The following is a 17,853-nucleotide window of genomic DNA, read 5'->3' as shown; positions in this document are numbered from 1 at the left end:
GACCATCGTGGGGTTGCGTTTTGAAATGGCAGATGACGAAAAATAATTGAGGAAAAAATTGGACGAGCGTAAAGACGTATGGATGCAAAAGCTACGCGATAACGGGTACCGGTTGACAGACGCGCGCGAAGCAGTGGTGGAGGTTGTGATTAACAGTGACCGGGTGTTGAAGCCGTGTGAGGTTTTTGACCTTGCGCGGGCGCATTATGGAAAATTGGGGCTGGTGAGCGTATATCGCACGCTGGAGAAACTCGAAGAATTGGGAATGATCCAACGGGTGCACCAGCACCAAGGCTGCCAGGCTTTTGTTGCTGCCAAAGAGGGACATCATCATTTGCTGCTTTGCAGCGTTTGCGGGCGGTATGAGTATTTTCAAGGGGAGAATCTGGAGTCTTTTTTTGCACAAATTGGCATCGAGAAAGATTACCAGATTGAGGAACACTGGATGCAGGTTTTTGGGGTGTGCAGCACCTGCCGCAGGCAGGGCTATTCTTAAAAAACAGGAAAGCAGCTGCTCCGTAGAATTTGTATGAGAAAAAGCCCAACGTAAAGGGCTTTTTTTATGGAAGTACTTCGGGGGAATATACGACCAGTTTCCCCAACCATTCCTGGCCAGAAGCGGCAGTTGAGTCGAGAAGCACATCATATTCGCCGGGCATGGACGGCGATTGGAAGGAAAACTGAACCTTCTGATCAGAAGGCAGAGAAGTGCTGAACCAGATTATTTCCGTATCTTGAGGGCGAAGAGGTGGTTCAATATTGGCGGTGAGGATCGAGAATTCCAAGTCGCGACTGGAAAAGTTCTGCGCCTCAAAGCTGATCTCCTTCCCGGCAGGCACTTTCCACTGGCGCGGGGAGAAGGAGGCGTCTTGAATGGATACTCGCTGGCGGGTGGATACCTGTTCGTATGGATCACGCGCGCAGGCGGATGCCAGGAGAAGAAGGAGAAGGCAAAACAAGCCCAATCGTTTTTTGTTTGGCATAGAGGTATTGTAATCAGGGCGGAGACGATAAGCAAGGTCATCCAAACCGGCTTTCCGGAAACTAACTCTTGAAAAATAGAACAAATATGCTATAATAAGAACAACCTTATTGTTGAGAAATGGTAGGTGCGTATGACTTCAATTCGATGGGCGATCATTCCGGGGTTTTTGCTGGGGTGTCTGGGCGTGGCGCTGTTCGCCAGCCTGTTCAACACCTCTGATGTGGTTCAGGCTGCCCCGGAGGCTGAGCCAGCCGCTGAGGTGCAGCAAGCATCTACTTTGGAATGTGGCCTGCCTGCGCGCTACCCGGAGTCGGTGCGGCAGTGGTGCGGTTGGATTGAGCGCGAAGCGGCCAATCACGGCCTGGACGCCCGGCTGATCGCGGCCGTCATTTTGCAGGAGAGCGGGGGCAGCGCCGATGCTTACTCGAAGAGTGGGGCGGTGGGGCTGATGCAGGTGATGCCGCGAGATGGCATTGCGGCTGGTTTTCAGTGTGTCAACGGACCGTGTTTTGCCAACCGCCCACCGATGGACGAATTGTTTCAGCCTGAATTTAATATCATCTATGGAACGCGCATGCTGGCTGGGTTAATTCAAAAGCACGGCAACGAGCGCGATGCCTTAAAAGCCTACGGCCCCAAAGATGTGGGATATTATTACGCCGACATCGTGCTGAATATTTACCATTCTTACCAATAGGTAAGCCAGAATCGATGTTTGCCCGGCCGATGATTAGCGGCCGGGTTTTTTGTATCTGAGGGCTTTGTGGTTACAATAGAATTACTTCAAACCCATCTTTATTAATAGGAGGTCGGAAAACATGGTTTACCAACCGGAAGAAAACCGCTACGCGATGATGGAATACCGGCGCTGCGGCAAGCGCGGCCTGATGCTGCCGATGATCAGCCTGGGTCTGTGGCACAATTTTGGCGGTGTGGATACGTTTGAAAACTCCAGGGACATGGTGCTGCGCGCTTTTGACCTGGGAATTACCCATTTTGATCTGGCGAACAACTACGGCCCGCCGCCTGGATCGGCTGAGGAGACTTTTGGCATCATCATGCAGAAGGATTTGAAACCATTTCGAGATGAGTTGATCATCTCTTCCAAGGCCGGATACCGCATGTGGCCCGGCCCGTACGGCGAATGGGGCTCGCGCAAATATCTGGTGGCGAGCGCCGACCAAAGCTTGAAGCGCATGGGCCTGGACTATGTGGATATTTTCTATTCCCACCGGCCGGACCTCGACACGCCGCTGGAAGAAACGATGGGCGCGCTGGATTTTATTGTGCGCAGCGGAAGGGCGCTCTACGCGGGCATCTCTTCTTATTCCCCCGAAGACACCCGTAAAGCGGCGGCCATTTTACGCGATTTAGGCACACCCTGCCTGATTCACCAGCCGCGCTACAATATGTTTGATCGCTGGATTGAAGACGGCCTGACCAGTGCCTTGGAAGAAGAAGGCATGGGCTGCATTGTTTTCAGTCCGCTGGCGCAGGGTTTACTGACTGATAAATATCTGGAAGGAATTCCAGAAGGTTCGCGTGCCTCGAAACCGCACGGATTTTTGAAACCGGATCAGGTGAGCGAGCAGAAGGTTGAAAAAGTAAGAAAGCTGCGCGAAATCGCCCGCGCGCGGGGACAATCAACCGCGCAGATGGCCATTGCATGGACGCTGCGAAACCCGGTGATTACCTCAGCGCTGATCGGCGCGTCGCGCAAAGAGCAAATTGATAATGTGGTGGCTTGCCTGGAAAACATCATCTTCAGTAAGGAAGAGCTGGCGGCGATAGATCGGATTCTGGAGGATTAACCTGCCAGATTCAGATCAGGGCTGCCAGCCGGAGATGATTTCTTCGGGGTCATCATAAGCCCGGCGGTAAGCGGCGAGAATCTTCTCTGTATCCTGATTGATTTTGGGGTCGATGACCATACGGCGTGCGTCGGCTTGGAACCAGTTCAGGGTAGCGCGGATGCCATCGCGGAAGGCAATCACCGCTTGCCAGCCCGGCACGAACTGTTTTATTTTGGTGTTATCAAAAATCACGCTCCAGGCTTTATCGCCCAACAGGCTGGGGCCGCGGTCGGGAACGACGCGGGCGATGAAATCAGACGGCACATGCACCACGCGCGCTTTCACACCCAGAGCTTCTGACAGGGCCAGGTAAATTTGATTCCAGGTCAGGCTTTCATCCGAAGTGATGTGAAAAGCCTCACCGATAGCTGCGGTGTTGCCCAGTAGACGTAGAAAGGCGCGGGCGAAGTCTTGAGAGTGGGTAAGCGTCCATAGGGAACTGCCGTCACCGTGGAGGATGACCGGTTGGCCGCGCAAGATGCGGTCGGCGAGGGTGAAGGTAGCGCCTCCGCCCAGCACAAGCGGTAGAATGGTGTCGTAAGTGTGAGAGGGGCGGACGATGGTAGCCGGGAAAGACGCGTTGTGAAATGCGTCCATGAGGTAATTCTCGCAGGCAATTTTGTTGCGCGAATATTCCCAATAAGGATTTTCTAGGGGCGTCTGCTCGGTGATGATGGGGTTGAGAACGGGCTTCTGGTACGCCGAGGCGGAGCTGATGAAGATGTATTGGCGGGTGCGGCCAGCAAAAAGATGAACATCGCGCTCAACCTGATCCTGGGTGTAATTGATCCAATTGACGACCGCGTCAAATTGATGCCCGGAGAGCAGCTCTTGAACATGGCTGACGTTTTGAATATCTCCGGTGAGAACGCGCGCGCCGGGAATATGGACGGGGGTTTGTCCACGCGTGAGCAGGTAGAGCTGTATGCCCTGTTCGACGGCCAGACGGCTGACACTGGCGCTGATGTTGCCGGTTCCACCAATGAATAAAACTTTCATTATCCATCTCCCTTACGGTTTTGTCTGAATAGGTACCCCACCGCTGGTAAACAATCACCGCCGGGTAAGGCGGTGATTGTTTGGTTGTGATCGTATCAGCACGCTGGTCAGCGGTCCATGGTCATAATCTGGTGTTCCCAGCAGTGCCAATCGCCAAACTGCTCGTTAATGATGCGTTTACCCTCGCCGGGGCTGGGTAGACCGAGTGCTTCCAGGTCGGCGTCCATCATAATGCGAACCAAACCGCGGAAGGTAACGCGCGGCTTCCAGCCCATCTGGTTGGCGCGGGTCGGGTCTGCCAAGAGGTAATCAACCTCGGTGGGGCGGAAGTAGCGCGGATCGATGTGGACGTAGTCGTGCCAATCGAGGTTGATGTAGCCAAACGCTTCATCCAGAAACTCGCGGACGGTGTGCGCTTCTCCGGTGCCAATCACAAAATCACCGGGCTGGTCGATTTGCATCAGCATATACATGGCCTCAACGTATTCCGGGGCGTATCCCCAGTCGCGTTTCGAGTCGAGGTTGCCCAAGTAGAGGTTTTTTTGGCGGCCGGCCAGAATGGAAGCGGCGGCGCGGGTGATTTTGCGGGTTACAAAGGTCTCGCCGCGGCGGGGAGATTCGTGATTGAAGAGAATACCGTTGGTCGCAAACATGTTGTAGGCTTCACGGTAATTTCGCACCATCCAATAGGCGTACATTTTAGCCGCGGCGTACGGACTGCGCGGCAGGAAGGGCGTATCTTCATTTTGGGGCGGGTTGGCGCTGCCAAACAATTCGCTGGTGGAAGCCTGGTAGAACCGGGCTTTGCTGCCGCTGCGGCGCAGGGCTTCAAGGATGCGGGTCGTGCCCAGACCGGTCACATCGCCGGTATATTCGGGCATGTCAAAACTGACGCGCACGTGGCTCTGGGCGGCAAGGTGGTACACTTCATCGGGCTGGACGTTGTAAACCAGGTCGGTTAGAGATTGAGGAGCAGAAAGATCACCATAATGAAGGTAAAGGTTGACCTTATCGCCGTTACCATGCGGGTCGTGATACAGGTGGTCAATGCGGCCGGTATTAAACGTGCTGGCGCGGCGGATCATGCCGTGAACTTCATATCCTTTGGATAGAAGCATCTCTGCCAGGTACGAACCGTCTTGCCCGGTGATGCCGGTAATAATCGCTTTTTTCAAAAAAACCTCCCAATGTGGGGCAAACCCTTCCCCCTTAGAGTTGATTGCATGACCAATGATCAAGCAAAGGTAAGTATAACCACGGCAGAAAAAACTGTCAATCAAGCGAACCTTTTGAAGCGATTCGGTTTTCGCTCATTCTCAAGGGAGAAGCACGTGATCATGTAGAGACTGGAATTGGAAGTGCGGTGGTTTGATGAAACTCTTTTTTGTTGGTAGAATCGGCTAACGCAAACGAACGCGAAATGGAGAAAATGGTGAGAGGTCGATTAGGACTTTTAATTCTACGCTGGCTATCTATGGCGCTGATCTTAATGGCGCTGGTTTTGACAGTTTTTGAACTGGTGCAATATAGTCGCATCCGCTCGTCCTTTCCACCTGGAATGAGGATTGCTGGCGTGCCGGTAGGCGGATTAAACCAGGAAAGCGCGGCAGAACGCCTGGTGCAGGCCTATGGCGTTCCAGTGGAACTGCGGTATGGAGACGCGGTGATTCAAGTGAAGCCGCAGGTGGTAGGGTTCGAGTTGAAGCTGGACGAAATGCTGGCGGCCGCGGATTTGCAGCGCATCACTCAACCTTTCTGGAGCGCCTTTTGGGACTATTTGTGGAATCAACTGCCGACGCCCAAATCGGTGCCGTTGAGCGCGACGATCTCGGAAGAGCGGCTGCGCACCTATTTAAAAAATGAAATTGCGGTGCGCTATGACCAGCCGCCTGAGGCGTCCATTCCGCTGCCGGGAACAACCAGTTTTCAGAGTGGCAACCCCGGCACTGTTCTGGATATGGACCGGGCGGTGGTGCTGATTGAAGACGCGCTGCGCTCGCCAAATGCGCGAGTGGTTAACCTTACATACAGCCAGGTCAAGCCGCCGCGCCCGTCTTTGGTCAATCTGGAAGTGTTGTTGAAGCAAATTGTGGATGTATCGGGCTTTGACGGTGTGGTTGAGATGTACATGCTGGATCTGAAGACACGCGAAGAAATGAACTTCGCATACCGGAACGGTGAAGACCTGGCTCCGGGGATTGCCTTTACGGCTGCCAGCACAATGAAAATCCCGATAATGACTTCCACGTTCCGGCGGGTGAGTGAGCCCACGCCGCAAACGGTGCTGGATCAGATGGCTTTGATGATTGAGCAGTCTGAGAATGGACCGGCTGATCGATTAATGCAGAATGTTTTGGATTTAAATCTGGGGCCGCTCCAGGTAACAGAAGATATGCAGGCGATCGGATTGGCAAACACCTTTATCGCGGGCTATTTTTACCCTGGCGCGCCGCTGCTGCAGCGTTTTACAACCCCGGCCAACTCCCGCACTGACGTCAACACCGAGCCGGATGTATATAACCAGACCACTCCGGCAGATCTCGGGATGTTGATGGATGATTTATATCAGTGCGCGAACAATGGCGGAGGCACCCTGACAGCCGCATACGCGGGTCAGGTCAGCCAGGCGGAATGCCAGCAAATGCTTGATTTTCTGTCCCTGAACGATATCGCGGTGCTGATCAAAGCCGGCATCCCCGAAGGAACGCGCATCGCGCACAAGCACGGCTGGATTATTGAGAATGATGGTTACTTGCACACGATGGGCAATGCGGCGATTGTCTATTCGCCGGCGGGCGATTATGTGCTGGTGATCTTTATGTACCAGCCGGTGCAGTTGGTTTTTGACCCGGCGAATGTGCTCTTCGCGAACCTGTCGCGTGCGGTCTATAATTACTACAATCTGGAGTAAAGGATTTTCGACGTTTCCGATAACAACTAACACGGCTCCCCCATTTCCTTTTTTGAACGGAGGTGGGGGAGCTGTGGTCTTATCAACTATTCTTCACCGAGAAGGGCGTTGTTAAGGCAGGGCAGCAGTTCGGAAGGGAGAATGTCCGCAGCCTGGCAGATATCGTCTTGCAGCTCAAGCAGGGCAGGAATAACCGCGTCTATTTGCTGCTGGTGGTGCGGATAGCGCTCGCGCAGACCCTGAAGGCGCTCATCGAGAGAGGCCAGCTGCGATTTTTCTACCAGCTTGTCGGCAAAGTAGACAATTTTCTGCTCCCAGGTCTGTGGGCGGCGGTCTTCATCAATCAGACAGAAAAGCAGATGGCGGTACGCAATTTCGGCCAGTTCTGGTTGCTCGCGCTGGGTCAGCAGGCGGGCCGCCAGCCGTCCGTGATCGTCAGAGGAGGCGCCGGTACGCAGGGAGAGCAGTTTTGCCAGGTCATGCAATAGGCCGCCGCGGTGTGCCAGAATGGGATCGACCACTTGACCGTTGGCACGCAGCCAGATGGCAAGCTGGTAGGCGATGGCCGCAACCACTTGGACATGAATGAGCAGCATGGAGGAAGAGCCTTCTTCTTGCAACCAGCCAAGGCAGGTTGGAACGGAAGGCAGGGTTGGCCTGGAGAGCGCGGCTGGCAGGTGGGCGAGCGAATCGATTTCGATACTGTGGAAGGGAGTAAGGCTGGCAGAGGATTGGTGGTTGGGATTGAACCACACTGCCTGCCAGCCGCACTGGACTGCTCCCAGCACGTCCGTGCAGTAGTCATCGCCGATCATGAGCAGGTCGTGGGGAGCGGCTGAGAGCTGATTCTCAATGGCTTTGAAGAATTCGGGGTCAGGTTTGCAGCTCTGCTTCAGGTTGTGGGTGGTGAATACCTGTTCGAAATACCGGTCAATGTCCACACGCTGTAAGGCGGCGCGCACCTGTTCAGTGGACGATTCGCGGGCATTGGTGGCAACGACCAAGCGGTATTGGCCAGAGAGAGAAGCAAGGGCGTCATCTGCGCCGCGAATGAGAGCGACTTCCGGCCAATGGACCATGGGGCCGGTGTATTCGGGGAAGACGCGCATCAGGGTGTTTCCCCAATCAAAGACAAGAATGGTCATGCCGAAGCCTCCTTTGCCGGGTAAGACTGGATCAAGCTTTGGGTCATCCGTGAAGCGAAGAATCCTTTTTACTCCGTGGTGTGGGCGGGTGAGGGTGATTCTGACGCAGAGCGGTCTTCTCCGGGTTTAAAGATCAGCCCCAGAAGTGGTAGTGCCAGTAAGTTCAGTCCGGCGATGATGAAAAACGTCCAGCGGTAATTGAGAGCATCAACCAGAGATCCGCTGAGCGAAAGTCCGATGCCAGTTCCGATATTGGCAATAGCCATGAGGATAGAGAACATGGAGGCGGCAATACGTGGATCGCTCTTGTTCATTGAGATGGCAAAGTAAACTGTTTCGTAATAGCCGAAGGCCAGACCAAAAGCGGCCACCAGCGGCCAGGCCATGGTGGGGTTGAAAATGAGCGCCAGAAGCGCAATGGATCCAATCGAGATGCCGATGGCCCAATGTACGGCTCGGCGCTGCCCGATCCGGTCGATCAGCCGCCCGCCGGTCAGGCTGCCCAGGATTACCCCCACACCCCAGATGGTGGTAAAAAACCCGGCGGAAGAGAGGCTGATATCGAACTCGGCTTGCAGGAAAGGGTTGACAATCTGATTGGCAGCGTTAGTGATGAGGGAATACAAGGCGCCAAGGAGGGCGAGAGAGATGACGGAGGGGTGAGTAAAGGCCGAAAATGCTTTCCATTCAAACTTGCGCTCGGCGGAGCGTTCAGTTTCTCTGGCCATCAAAACCAGCGGAAGCGGCAGCAAGGTGAGGACAGCCAGAGAGTTGAATGCGGTTGTCCAGGAAGATCGCTCGGCAACAATACCGATGATGGCGGAGATGATCACCACTCCCAGGGCGCGCCCGCCAACCATGAAGCCTTGAATGGCTCCTTCTTCTTCTTTGGGAGTGGTGTCCAGTGCCAGACCGTCGGTGCAGGTGTCGTAAAGTGCCATACCGGTCATCAAAATGAAGGCGGTGAGGGCGAACAGGCCAAAATGGGTGGCGGGGTTGATGAAGGGAACAATGAAAAGGCAGAGCGATTGAACAAGCAAACCGATGATGATATACGGGCGGCGGTAACCGAGATGAAAGAAGTTCACCTTATCGCTGAGCATGCCCAGAAAAATTTTTATGACAAAAGGGATCATAGCGATGGTGCCCATCAGTCCGATCTGGCTCATGCTGATATTGAAAGAGAGCAGGTAAAGCGAATTAAGGGCGGTAAAGTAGCTGAGGATGGCTCCTTGGGCAAAGTAAAGCATGCCAAACATGGCGTAACGGGCGGTTTTGGAGCGATTCATAGTTCAGTTTCCTTACGAATTTCGAGATGGGGATGGATGCCGGGGAGGATCGGGCGGGTTTCACGCAAGAGATTGGAAAGTTGGTATAATTTTACAATTGAATATCCACTGGATGCAAGGAAACTTTTTAGAGATGAAAACACAGAAGATTGTCGCTTTTTGCGTGATGGCCGCAGCCCTTGTTTTAGCTGGCTGCGCTGGAACGCCCGAACCCACAATTGACCCGAATGTAGTTTATACCCAAGCCGCATCAACGGTGCAGGCGCAACTGACAGAAACAGCAGCGGCGATGCCGACGGCCACTCAAACGCCGGAACCGACTGCCACACCGGTTCCCCCAACGGCTACACCAACCGAAATTCTGCCAACCCTGCCACCAGTTGGCTCAGGCGGAGAATCCACCGCGGTGGCGACTGCCACCTCCGCGCCCACCTATAGTGCTGGCAGCACTAATCCTGCGCCCGGCAAACAGACCGGCGACGCGGCTACCTGGGGTTACAACCAGCCGGGTGACAACCAGACCTTTAAGCCCAACGAGGAATTTTTATTATCTTGGGGCTTTACCAACACCGGCACCACTACCTGGAAACCGGGTTACAAGTGGGTGTTTGTCTCTGGCCAGTCGCTTTCGGGGGTGAAAGAAGTGGTTTTGGACCGCGAAATTAAGCCGGGTGAAAAATGGGAAGCCAACATTCGCGCCTTTTTGCCAGGCGAAGAGGGAACCTACATCTCCCGCTGGTATTTGTATAATGCTTCGGGCCAATTCATTGAGGAATTCTACTTCCCGTTCAAAATTAAGAAATAGGGTTTCAAACCTGAGCTGCCTGCCGCTGGAAATGTCCAACGGTCAGGCAGCCTTTTTTAACTTGTCGCGCTGCAAGGCCGGGTGAAGGCTAAAAGGGGCGTTGAGGGCAGCGGCGATGGAAAAGCTGCTGAAGGTTCTGCGGGTCACCTTGCCTTAACCCATCCTTTCAAGTATAGTCAGAAGAACAAACCTGCAAGCAGCCAATTTCCATTAATTGAAATGGAGAGTGAACAAAGATCCATGGAAACTGAAATTCAAGAAACACCATCCTGGCTTGACCGCCCGATCATATCTTTTTTGCCGCGAATCAAAGTGGAAACGGTTTTGATCGCGTTGATTTTGATTCTGGCACTGGTGAGCCGCTTCTACGACCTGGGCGCGCGGGTGATGAGCCATGATGAAGTCAATCATGTGGTGCCATCTTGGGAACTGTTTACGGGAAATGGTTATCGGCATGATCCGGTAACCCACGGCCCGATGCAGTTTCACCTGGTGACGCTGTCGTACTTCTTGCTGGGCGATAATGATTTCAGCGCGCGGGTGCCCGCCGCGATATTCAGCGTGGCAGCGGTAGCCGCGGTGCTGTTCGGGTTTCGGCGCTATTTGGGGCGGAATGGTACGATCATTGCCGGGGCGTTGTTCTTGATTTCTCCGTTTATGTTGTTTTATGGGCGCTATACCCGCAATGAAGCATTCATTGAGCTGTTTGGGGTGCTGATTCTTTATGGCATCTTGCGTTACCTGGAGCGGGGAGATAAATTCTCGCTCTACCTGATTTCGATTGTTACCGCGCTGCATTTCGCGACGAAAGAAACCGCCTTCATTTACACCGCTCAATATCTGCTGTTCACGGGGGTGTTGTTTCTGGAAGGGGTGGCGCGCATCCGCTGGGAAGACACGCGTGCGCGCAACCGCTTTCTGACCTTCATGGTGATTGCCCTGACGCTCTTCTTGGGCGCGCTGGGTCTGGCGGCGTGGAACGCTTCGCTGGTCAAGACAGTCGAGGGGGGTGAGGCATCCGGTGGTCTGGGCGCGGTTGGTCTTACCGTTGAGATTCTGATGTTTATTGGCGCGGTGGCCCTGGCTGTGATCGGGGTGGTGCTGCTGGTTCAAAAGTTGGGCTGGAAACCCATCCGCGATTTGCGCGCCTTTGACCTGATGATTCTGGTTGGCACCTTGATCCTGCCGCAACTGGCCGCGTTCCCGGTGAAAATGATAGGCTGGGATCCGCTGGATTACTCTTCGGCGGGGATGGTGAAAACCGGCGCGGTGCTGCTGGTGATGACTCTGATTTCCATTGGCATCGGATTGTGGTGGCGCCCGCGCCTGTGGGTGGGAAACGCGGTGGTGTTTTATGCCATTTTCACCGTCTTTTACACCACCTTCTTCACCAACGGAAACGGATTCTTTACCGGTCTGATTGGCGCGCTGGGTTACTGGCTTTCGCAGCAGGAAGTGCAACGGGGCAGCCAGCCCTGGTATTACTACGCGGCGCTTCAGGTGCCGGTATATGAATTTTTAGCCGCGTTGGGAACTCTGCTGGCGGTTTATTTTGGCGTGCGGCATAACCGCTTCGCGGGCCGACCGGGAGAGCGCATTTCTGAAGACGCGGTCGAAGAAGCTGTTGGGGAGACTCCAGCAACCGAAGATGCGGCCAATGTTGAGGATCATCCGGACATTCTTGGCGCGGACCTGCCTGGCAAGCGCCTGCCAACCCTAAGCCTGCTGCTGTTCTGGAGCGTTACCAGCCTGGTGGCCTACAGTATGGCTGGCGAAAAAATGCCCTGGCTGACTGTACACGTGGCGCTGCCGCTGCTACTGGCGGCTGGCTGGGGACTGGGCTATCTGACCGAAACGACGCCGTGGAAACAACTGTTCAAACGCGAGGGTCTGCTGGCGCTATTGCTTATTCCGGTATTTTCGGCGGCTTTCGCGGCGCTGATGGGCAAGTTATTGGGCAGCCAGCCGCCGTTCCAGGGGAATGAGCTGTTTCAATTAGAGGCGACCAACACCTTTTTACTGGCTTTTGCCGGCACGGTGTTGAGCGCCGGCGGGATCACCTATTTGCTGCGGGATTGGCAGGGCAAAGACGTGCTGCGCCTGGCGGCGAACGCCTTCTTCGCGCTGCTGGCGGTGCTGACCGCGCGGGCCGCCTACCGGGCCTCGTTCATCAATTACGATTACGCGACCGAGTACCTGGTATATGCGCACGCCGCCCCCGGACCCAAAGAAGTTCTCAAGCAAATTGAGGAAATTTCCAAGCGCACAACGGGCGGCTTGGATGTGATGGTGGCCTACGACAACGATATGCTCTACCCATACTGGTGGTATCTGCGCGATTATCCCAATCACCGCTGGTATCAGGATCAGCCAACCCGCGACCTTGCGGATTATCCGCTGATTGTGGCGGGGGACGCCTCTATGGATAAGATGGAGCCGATTGTCAAAGACAATTACGTGGCTTTCAATTACATACGGCTTTGGTGGCCAAACCAGGATTATTACGGCCTGACCTGGGAGCGCATTCGAGACGCTTTACGCAACCCGGAAATGCGCGCGGCGATTTTCAAAATCTGGCTGAACCGCGATTATAAGGATTATGCTCGTTTGACCGGCAATACCAGCATGACGGCTACCACCTGGCAGCCCAGCGCGCGGATGCGCTTCTATATACGCAAGGATATTCTAGCGCAGATGTGGAATTACGGAGCGATGCCCGAATTTACCCCCAGCGTGGTGGAAGACCCATACACCGCCGGGCAAGTGGCTCTGGTCCCCGACCGGGTAGCCGGGACCGCGGGCACGGAGCCCGGCCAACTGAACGCGCCGCGCGACATGGCGATTGGGCCGGACGGCAGCCTGTATGTAGCCGACTCGCGCAATCACCGCATCCAGCGCTTTAATGCCAATGGCGATTTCTTGCAGGCCTGGGGCAGTTTTGGCGATGCCATTCAGGCGGGTGGAGCACCGGGTGGCTTGTTCAATGAGCCGTGGGGACTGGACGTGGCCCCGGACGGGTCGGTGTATGTGGCGGATACCTGGAATCACCGCGTGCAGAAGTTCACCGCGGAGGGCGAGTTTGTAACCATGTGGGGTTACTTTGGCACGGCTGAAGCCCCAGATGCCTTCTGGGGGCCGCGAGATGTGGCGGTGGACGCAAACGGTTATGTGTATATCACCGATACGGGCAACAAGCGCGTTGTGGTTTTCGATCAAAATGGCAAGTACATTGCACAGTTTGGCGCGCAGGGGCTGGCTCTGGGCGAATTTGATGAGCCGGTTGGCCTGGCCATTGACCGCGAGGCGCGCCGTTTATACCTGGCGGATACCTGGAACCGGCGCGTGCAGGTGTTTGGAGAGGCTGCCGATGGCACGCTCAGCACGCCATTGAAAGAATTTGATATGTATGGCTGGTTTGGTGAGTCGCTGGATAACAAGCCCTATCTGACAGTGGGCAAGGGTGGCGATGTGTTTGTGGTCGATCCCGAAGGATACCGGGTGGTGCAGTTCAGCCCGGAGGGTGAATTCAAACGGACTTGGGGCCAATACAGCCTGGATGTGGACGGTTTCGCTCTGGCCGCCAGTGTGGTGGTGGACGCGGAAGGCCGGGTGTGGGTGAGCGACGCGGTCAACAACCGCCTGCTGCGGTTTGTGTTGCCCGAATAATCATCAGAATTTGACAAAACGAAAAGGCGAAGCCGGTTTTGTGCTGGCTTCGCCTTTTGCTTTTCATCTGTTTATGGTGGTCAGTCGCGCTTGTGCTTGCGCTCGCGGTCATCTATGAGGAATTGGCTGAGGATGAAGCTGACTACGCTGGTGATCAGCGCGCCCAGAAAGGCCGCGCCAAAGCCCGTGACGGTGAAGCCCACGCCAAACTGCTGCCCAATTACCCCGGCGAGCCAGAAGAGGAAGGTGTTGATGATCAGCGTTCCCAGGCCGAGGGTAAGGATGATGAACCCGCATCCGGCGACGGTGAGAACGGGCTTGAGAATGGCGTTGACCAGGCCAAAGATGAGAGCCAGCCAGATGAGAGAGACCCAATTTTCTGATTGGGGAACAATGCCGTCCACAAGGTAGATGGCGGTGTAAAGAGCAATGGCATTGATTGCCAGACGAAGAATCAGTTTCATTCGCGCGTACCTCCTGTCGCTACGGTTAAAGTCTAGTATATATACGGAAAATATCAGGAAAGAGTTGCGAAGGGCGACGAAGAGGCGAGGGGATGTTCCATCCAGATGAGGGTGTTTAATTCACGAAAGCCGCCCTGTTGGAAGGATTTGGCCGCGCGGTACGCCGGGTAATTAATGCTGAGCGGCCGGTAATTATGCAGATGCCCGCGGATGTAGGGGAGCAGAGCGGCGATTGCTTCTTGCTCTTCATGCGGGTCGGTGGCCAGCCAAAGGTAATCGGCATGCAGGGTGCTGGCCTGCCAGGTGGCAATGCCCAACAACTTGCCCCCGCCGCGGACGGCCCAATGGCGGTAATCTTCGGCATTAAGCAGGCGGACAAATTTTTGCCAGAGCGACGGGGCGAAGCGTTCTGGTTCGAGGGGCAGGTTCCAGATCACATCCGGGGGGTAGGTCTCGTTCAGCCAGCGGCGTTGAAGTTCCCAGTCCTGGGGGGCGCGGCCGGTAAATTTATAACCGGGGTAAGCGGGCGCTTCGGGGGTCAGCAGGCTGTCGCGCTGCCAGGTGGTGCGCACGGCGCGTTCCAAAAAGCCAAGTTCTTGGTACAGGTGGATGGCAGCTGCGTTATCGGCGCGCACCTGCAGCCAGGCCGAAGCCACTTCGAGAGATTGGATGTGTTCGAGGGCTTTCAAGGTGAGCTGGCGGGCGATTCCGCGGCGGCGGTATTCGGGGTGAACAGCCACATTGGCGATCAGATAGCGCCAAACGCCTTTTTTGTAAAAGGGAATGATGCTGAGGTTGCCAATAATCTGATTGTCTTCTTCCCAAACGTAGCCGTGAAGCGGGTAGGCGATGCGCTCTCCCGCGCCAAGCATCCAGCGGATCTGGTTGCGGTCGGCGGCTGCCTGGCGGATGGTATGGACATATTTCCACCCATCGGCATCCATCTGGCGGCCAAAGCACAATTCAATCAGGTCAGCCACCGGCAAGAGGTCTTTGCGGGTGTTTAAGGAGCGAAGTTTGCCAGCTGCAGGGGAAGTGATGTGCACTATTAAATTTTACCTTGCATTTACCATTTGTAAACCAGGTTTAAGAAAATCACTCACGATAGCGGTAAAGGCGCGGGCAGAGCAGGCGAAGATGGCCTATACTACAGGGGAAGCTTTCTAATACGGTTCTTACGCGCGACTGGTAGAGTGTTAAGAGTGATGATGCTATAATAAGCATCTGTCATGGTCTATTACAACAAGGATGGATTCTTATGATGCGATTTGATCGGTTCACCGAGCGTGCCCAAGAAGCCGCTCAGCGCGCAGCAGAAATTATTCAACGCTACGGGCACAATCAAATTGACACCGAACACATACTTCTGGCATTAATCGAGCAGCCACAGGGAGCGGTCCCGCAGATTTTGGAAATGTTAAAGGTAGACCCGGTGGCAATTTCGGAGCGGCTGGACTACATATTAAAGACCAGCCCCAAGGCGAGCATATTTGGCGGTGGCGCCGGGCAGATATTCATCACGCCGCGGGTCAAGCGGGTGATTGATCTGGCCAACGAAGAGGCCAGCCGCCTAAAAGATGAATACATCTCCACCGAGCATATCTTTTTAGCGATTCTCACCGAACGCAACACCCCGGCGGCGCGTCTGCTGGAGGGGGCGGGTTTGACGCGTGAGCGTGTGTATGACGCGGTGGTGGAACTGCGCGGCGGGCAGCGGGTAACCGATCCGCAGGCTGAGTCGCGCTACCGCACGCTAGAGAAATACTCGCGCGATTTAACCAAATTGGCGCGCGAGGGCAAGCTGGACCCGGTGATCGGGCGCGATACCGAGATTCTGCGCGTAATGCAGGTGCTTTCACGGCGCACAAAGAATAACCCGGTGTTGATCGGCGAGGCGGGTGTGGGTAAAACCGCGATTGTGGAAGGCCTGGCGCAAAAGATTGCGGCCAATGATGTGCCTGAAATTCTGATCGGCAAGAAGGTCATTTCCCTCGACCTGGGGGCGATGATCGCCGGCTCGCGCTTTCGCGGTGAGTTTGAAGAGCGCCTGAAGGCCTCGCTGGAAGAGGTGCAGAAATCGGAAGGAGAGATTATCCTCTTCATTGATGAATTGCATACTGTGGTAGGGGCGGGCGCGGCGCAGGGCGCAATGGACGCCTCGAATATGCTCAAGCCGGCCCTATCTCGCGGCGAGCTGCAGTGCGTGGGAGCGACCACCCTGGACGAGTACCATAAATATATTGAGAAAGATTCGGCACTGGAACGGCGGTTCGCGCCGGTGTATGTGGACGAACCGACGATTGAAGATACAATCCAGATGCTGAAAGGCTTGCGCGACCGCTATGAAGCGCACCATAAAGTCCATTTTTCGGATGAGGCGCTGGTGGCCGCGGCTCGCCTGTCTTCACGCTATGTAACTGACCGTCACCTGCCGGACAAAGCGATTGATCTGATGGATGAGGCGGCAGCCAAGCTGCGTGTGGCGCTGTATTCACTGCCGTCTGATTTGAAAACCAAAAAAACCGAAATTGACCGCCTGGCAGCCGAAGAAGAGCAGGCTGGGTTGGAACGTGATTACGAGCGCGCCGCGCGCATGAAAGCCGAGCGCCTGCGCATTGAGGAAGAATTTAATAAGCAGCGCGATACCTGGGAAGCGGAGCACAAGCTGGATGAGTTCGTAGATGTGGACGATATCGCGCGGGTGGTGGCGCAGTGGACGGGCATCCCGGTGAGCCAGATGATGGAAACCGAGGCCGACCGATTGCTGCACATGGAAGAACGCCTGCACGAGCGCATCATCGGGCAGGAAGAAGCAATCAACGCGATTGCCGACGCGATCCGGCGCGCGCGCTCCGGGCTAAAAGATCCGCGGCGGCCGATTGGCTCATTCATCTTTATCGGCCCATCGGGCGTAGGTAAAACTGAACTGGCCAAGGCGCTGGCGGAGTTTATGTTCGGCGATGAAGACGCGCTGGTGCGCTTGGATATGAGCGAATATCGCGAGCAGCACGCCGTGTCGCGTATGTTTGGCGCGCCTCCTGGCTACGTGGGCTACGAAGAAGGCGGCCAGCTCACCGAAGCGGTGCGGCGGCGCCCGTACCGGGTGATCCTGTTTGATGAGATTGAAAAAGCGCACCCCGAAGTGTGGAACTCGCTGCTGCAAATTCTCGATGACGGACGCCTGACGGACGGCCAGGGCCGCACGGTTGACTTCCGCAACACGGTGCTGATTATGACCAGCAACCTGGGCACCGAGTTTGTGCGGCGCGGCGGCACGCTGGGCTTTTTACAGCGCGGCGGATCTGATGAAGACCGCGAGGCGCATGAGAAGATCGACAAGGCGCTGAAGAGCACCTTCCGTCCGGAGTTCTTGAACCGCATCGACGAGACGATTATGTTCTCGCCGCTGAGCGTGGACCAGATGAAAGAGATTGTCAGCCTGCAGATGAAAGAAGTGCAAGACCGCCTGGAAGAGCACGGCTTGAAAGTGGAGCTGACCGAAGACGCCCGCGATTGGCTGGCCAATGCCGGTTACGATCCCAGCTTTGGGGCGCGTCCGCTGCGCCGGGCGCTGCAAAAGTATGTAGAAAGCCCGCTTTCGATCAAACTGCTGGCGGGTGAATTCAACAGCGGAGATGTGGTGCGGGTGGATGTTCAAGAGAACCAGGTCGTATTTACAAAGGCTGGCGAAAAAAGCAAAAGAAAAGAAAAAACTGAAAAGAATTAGTCTACCTGA

Annotated in this window: 14 protein-coding genes; 7 read left to right on the top strand and 7 right to left on the bottom strand. The window is 55.3% G+C overall.

Annotated features, from left to right (window positions below; all coding sequences use genetic code 11):
* The first annotated feature begins 82 nt into the window (after positions 1-82).
* Complete coding sequence (locus ADN00_RS07110) at positions 83-496, top strand: Fur family transcriptional regulator (RefSeq protein WP_075062272.1); 414 nt, start codon at positions 83-85, stop codon at positions 494-496.
* A 64-nt stretch (positions 497-560) separates the two neighbouring features.
* Here ADN00_RS07110 and ADN00_RS07105 read toward each other — a convergent pair whose 3' ends face one another.
* Positions 561-983, bottom strand: coding sequence for a cupredoxin domain-containing protein (locus ADN00_RS07105; RefSeq protein WP_152966284.1), 423 nt, complete (start codon positions 981-983; stop codon positions 561-563).
* 132 nt (positions 984-1,115) lie between these two features.
* Here ADN00_RS07105 and ADN00_RS07100 point away from each other — a divergent pair, with 132 nt between their 5' ends.
* Together ADN00_RS07100 and mgrA are read left to right on the top strand one after the other, a co-directional pair.
* Complete coding sequence (locus tag ADN00_RS07100; protein ID WP_075062270.1) at positions 1,116-1,682, top strand: lytic transglycosylase domain-containing protein; 567 nt, start codon at positions 1,116-1,118, stop codon at positions 1,680-1,682.
* 121 nt (positions 1,683-1,803) lie between these two features.
* Positions 1,804-2,796: an L-glyceraldehyde 3-phosphate reductase gene (gene mgrA, locus ADN00_RS07095; RefSeq protein ID WP_075062269.1), complete on the top strand. Its 993-nt coding sequence runs from the start codon at positions 1,804-1,806 to the stop codon at positions 2,794-2,796.
* Positions 2,797-2,811: 15 nt separating this feature from the next.
* On the opposite strand, the gene ADN00_RS07090 is transcribed toward mgrA, so the two are convergent.
* Together ADN00_RS07090 and gmd are read right to left on the bottom strand one after the other, a co-directional pair.
* Positions 2,812-3,837 (bottom strand): SDR family oxidoreductase, encoded by a 1,026-nt coding sequence (locus ADN00_RS07090; protein WP_075062268.1) that lies wholly within the window; start codon positions 3,835-3,837, stop codon positions 2,812-2,814.
* Positions 3,838-3,944: 107 nt separating this feature from the next.
* Complete coding sequence (gmd, locus tag ADN00_RS07085; protein ID WP_075062267.1) at positions 3,945-5,012, bottom strand: GDP-mannose 4,6-dehydratase; 1,068 nt, start codon at positions 5,010-5,012, stop codon at positions 3,945-3,947.
* Between the two features lie 257 nt (positions 5,013-5,269).
* Between gmd and ADN00_RS07080 the strand changes: the two genes are divergently transcribed.
* Positions 5,270-6,748 (top strand): serine hydrolase, encoded by a 1,479-nt coding sequence (locus ADN00_RS07080; protein WP_160317480.1) that lies wholly within the window; start codon positions 5,270-5,272, stop codon positions 6,746-6,748.
* A gap of 86 nt (positions 6,749-6,834) precedes the next feature.
* Here ADN00_RS07080 and ADN00_RS07075 read toward each other — a convergent pair whose 3' ends face one another.
* Positions 6,835-7,893: an HAD hydrolase-like protein gene (locus ADN00_RS07075; protein WP_075062265.1), complete on the bottom strand. Its 1,059-nt coding sequence runs from the start codon at positions 7,891-7,893 to the stop codon at positions 6,835-6,837.
* Positions 7,894-7,961: 68 nt separating this feature from the next.
* Positions 7,962-9,182 carry an MFS transporter gene (locus ADN00_RS07070; protein WP_075062264.1) on the bottom strand — a complete coding sequence of 407 codons (1,221 nt, stop codon included), beginning with the start codon at positions 9,180-9,182 and terminating at the stop codon, positions 7,962-7,964.
* Between the two features lie 133 nt (positions 9,183-9,315).
* On the opposite strand from ADN00_RS07070, the gene ADN00_RS07065 reads away from it, so the two are divergent.
* Together ADN00_RS07065 and ADN00_RS07060 are read left to right on the top strand one after the other, a co-directional pair.
* Positions 9,316-9,987: an NBR1-Ig-like domain-containing protein gene (locus ADN00_RS07065; protein ID WP_075062263.1), complete on the top strand. Its 672-nt coding sequence runs from the start codon at positions 9,316-9,318 to the stop codon at positions 9,985-9,987.
* Positions 9,988-10,227: 240 nt separating this feature from the next.
* A complete protein-coding gene (locus ADN00_RS07060; RefSeq protein WP_075062262.1) occupies positions 10,228-13,653 on the top strand; it encodes a glycosyltransferase family 39 protein in 3,426 nt (1,141 codons plus the stop codon).
* An 80-nt stretch (positions 13,654-13,733) separates the two neighbouring features.
* Here ADN00_RS07060 and ADN00_RS07055 read toward each other — a convergent pair whose 3' ends face one another.
* Complete coding sequence (locus tag ADN00_RS07055) at positions 13,734-14,117, bottom strand: phage holin family protein (protein WP_075062261.1); 384 nt, start codon at positions 14,115-14,117, stop codon at positions 13,734-13,736.
* 53 nt (positions 14,118-14,170) lie between these two features.
* On the bottom strand, positions 14,171-15,163 hold the full coding sequence (locus tag ADN00_RS07050; RefSeq protein WP_075062260.1) for a GNAT family N-acetyltransferase: 993 nt from the start codon (positions 15,161-15,163) through the stop codon (positions 14,171-14,173).
* A gap of 215 nt (positions 15,164-15,378) precedes the next feature.
* Between ADN00_RS07050 and ADN00_RS07045 the strand changes: the two genes are divergently transcribed.
* On the top strand, positions 15,379-17,844 hold the full coding sequence (locus ADN00_RS07045) for an ATP-dependent Clp protease ATP-binding subunit (RefSeq protein WP_075062420.1): 2,466 nt from the start codon (positions 15,379-15,381) through the stop codon (positions 17,842-17,844).
* The last annotated feature ends 9 nt before the right edge of the window (positions 17,845-17,853 follow it).

Source organism: Ornatilinea apprima (assembly GCF_001306115.1).
In the GTDB taxonomy this organism is placed as follows: domain Bacteria; phylum Chloroflexota; class Anaerolineae; order Anaerolineales; family Anaerolineaceae; genus Ornatilinea; species Ornatilinea apprima.
The sequence above is the reverse complement of the archived record's forward strand: the minus strand, read 5'-3'. Positions and strand labels throughout refer to the sequence as shown.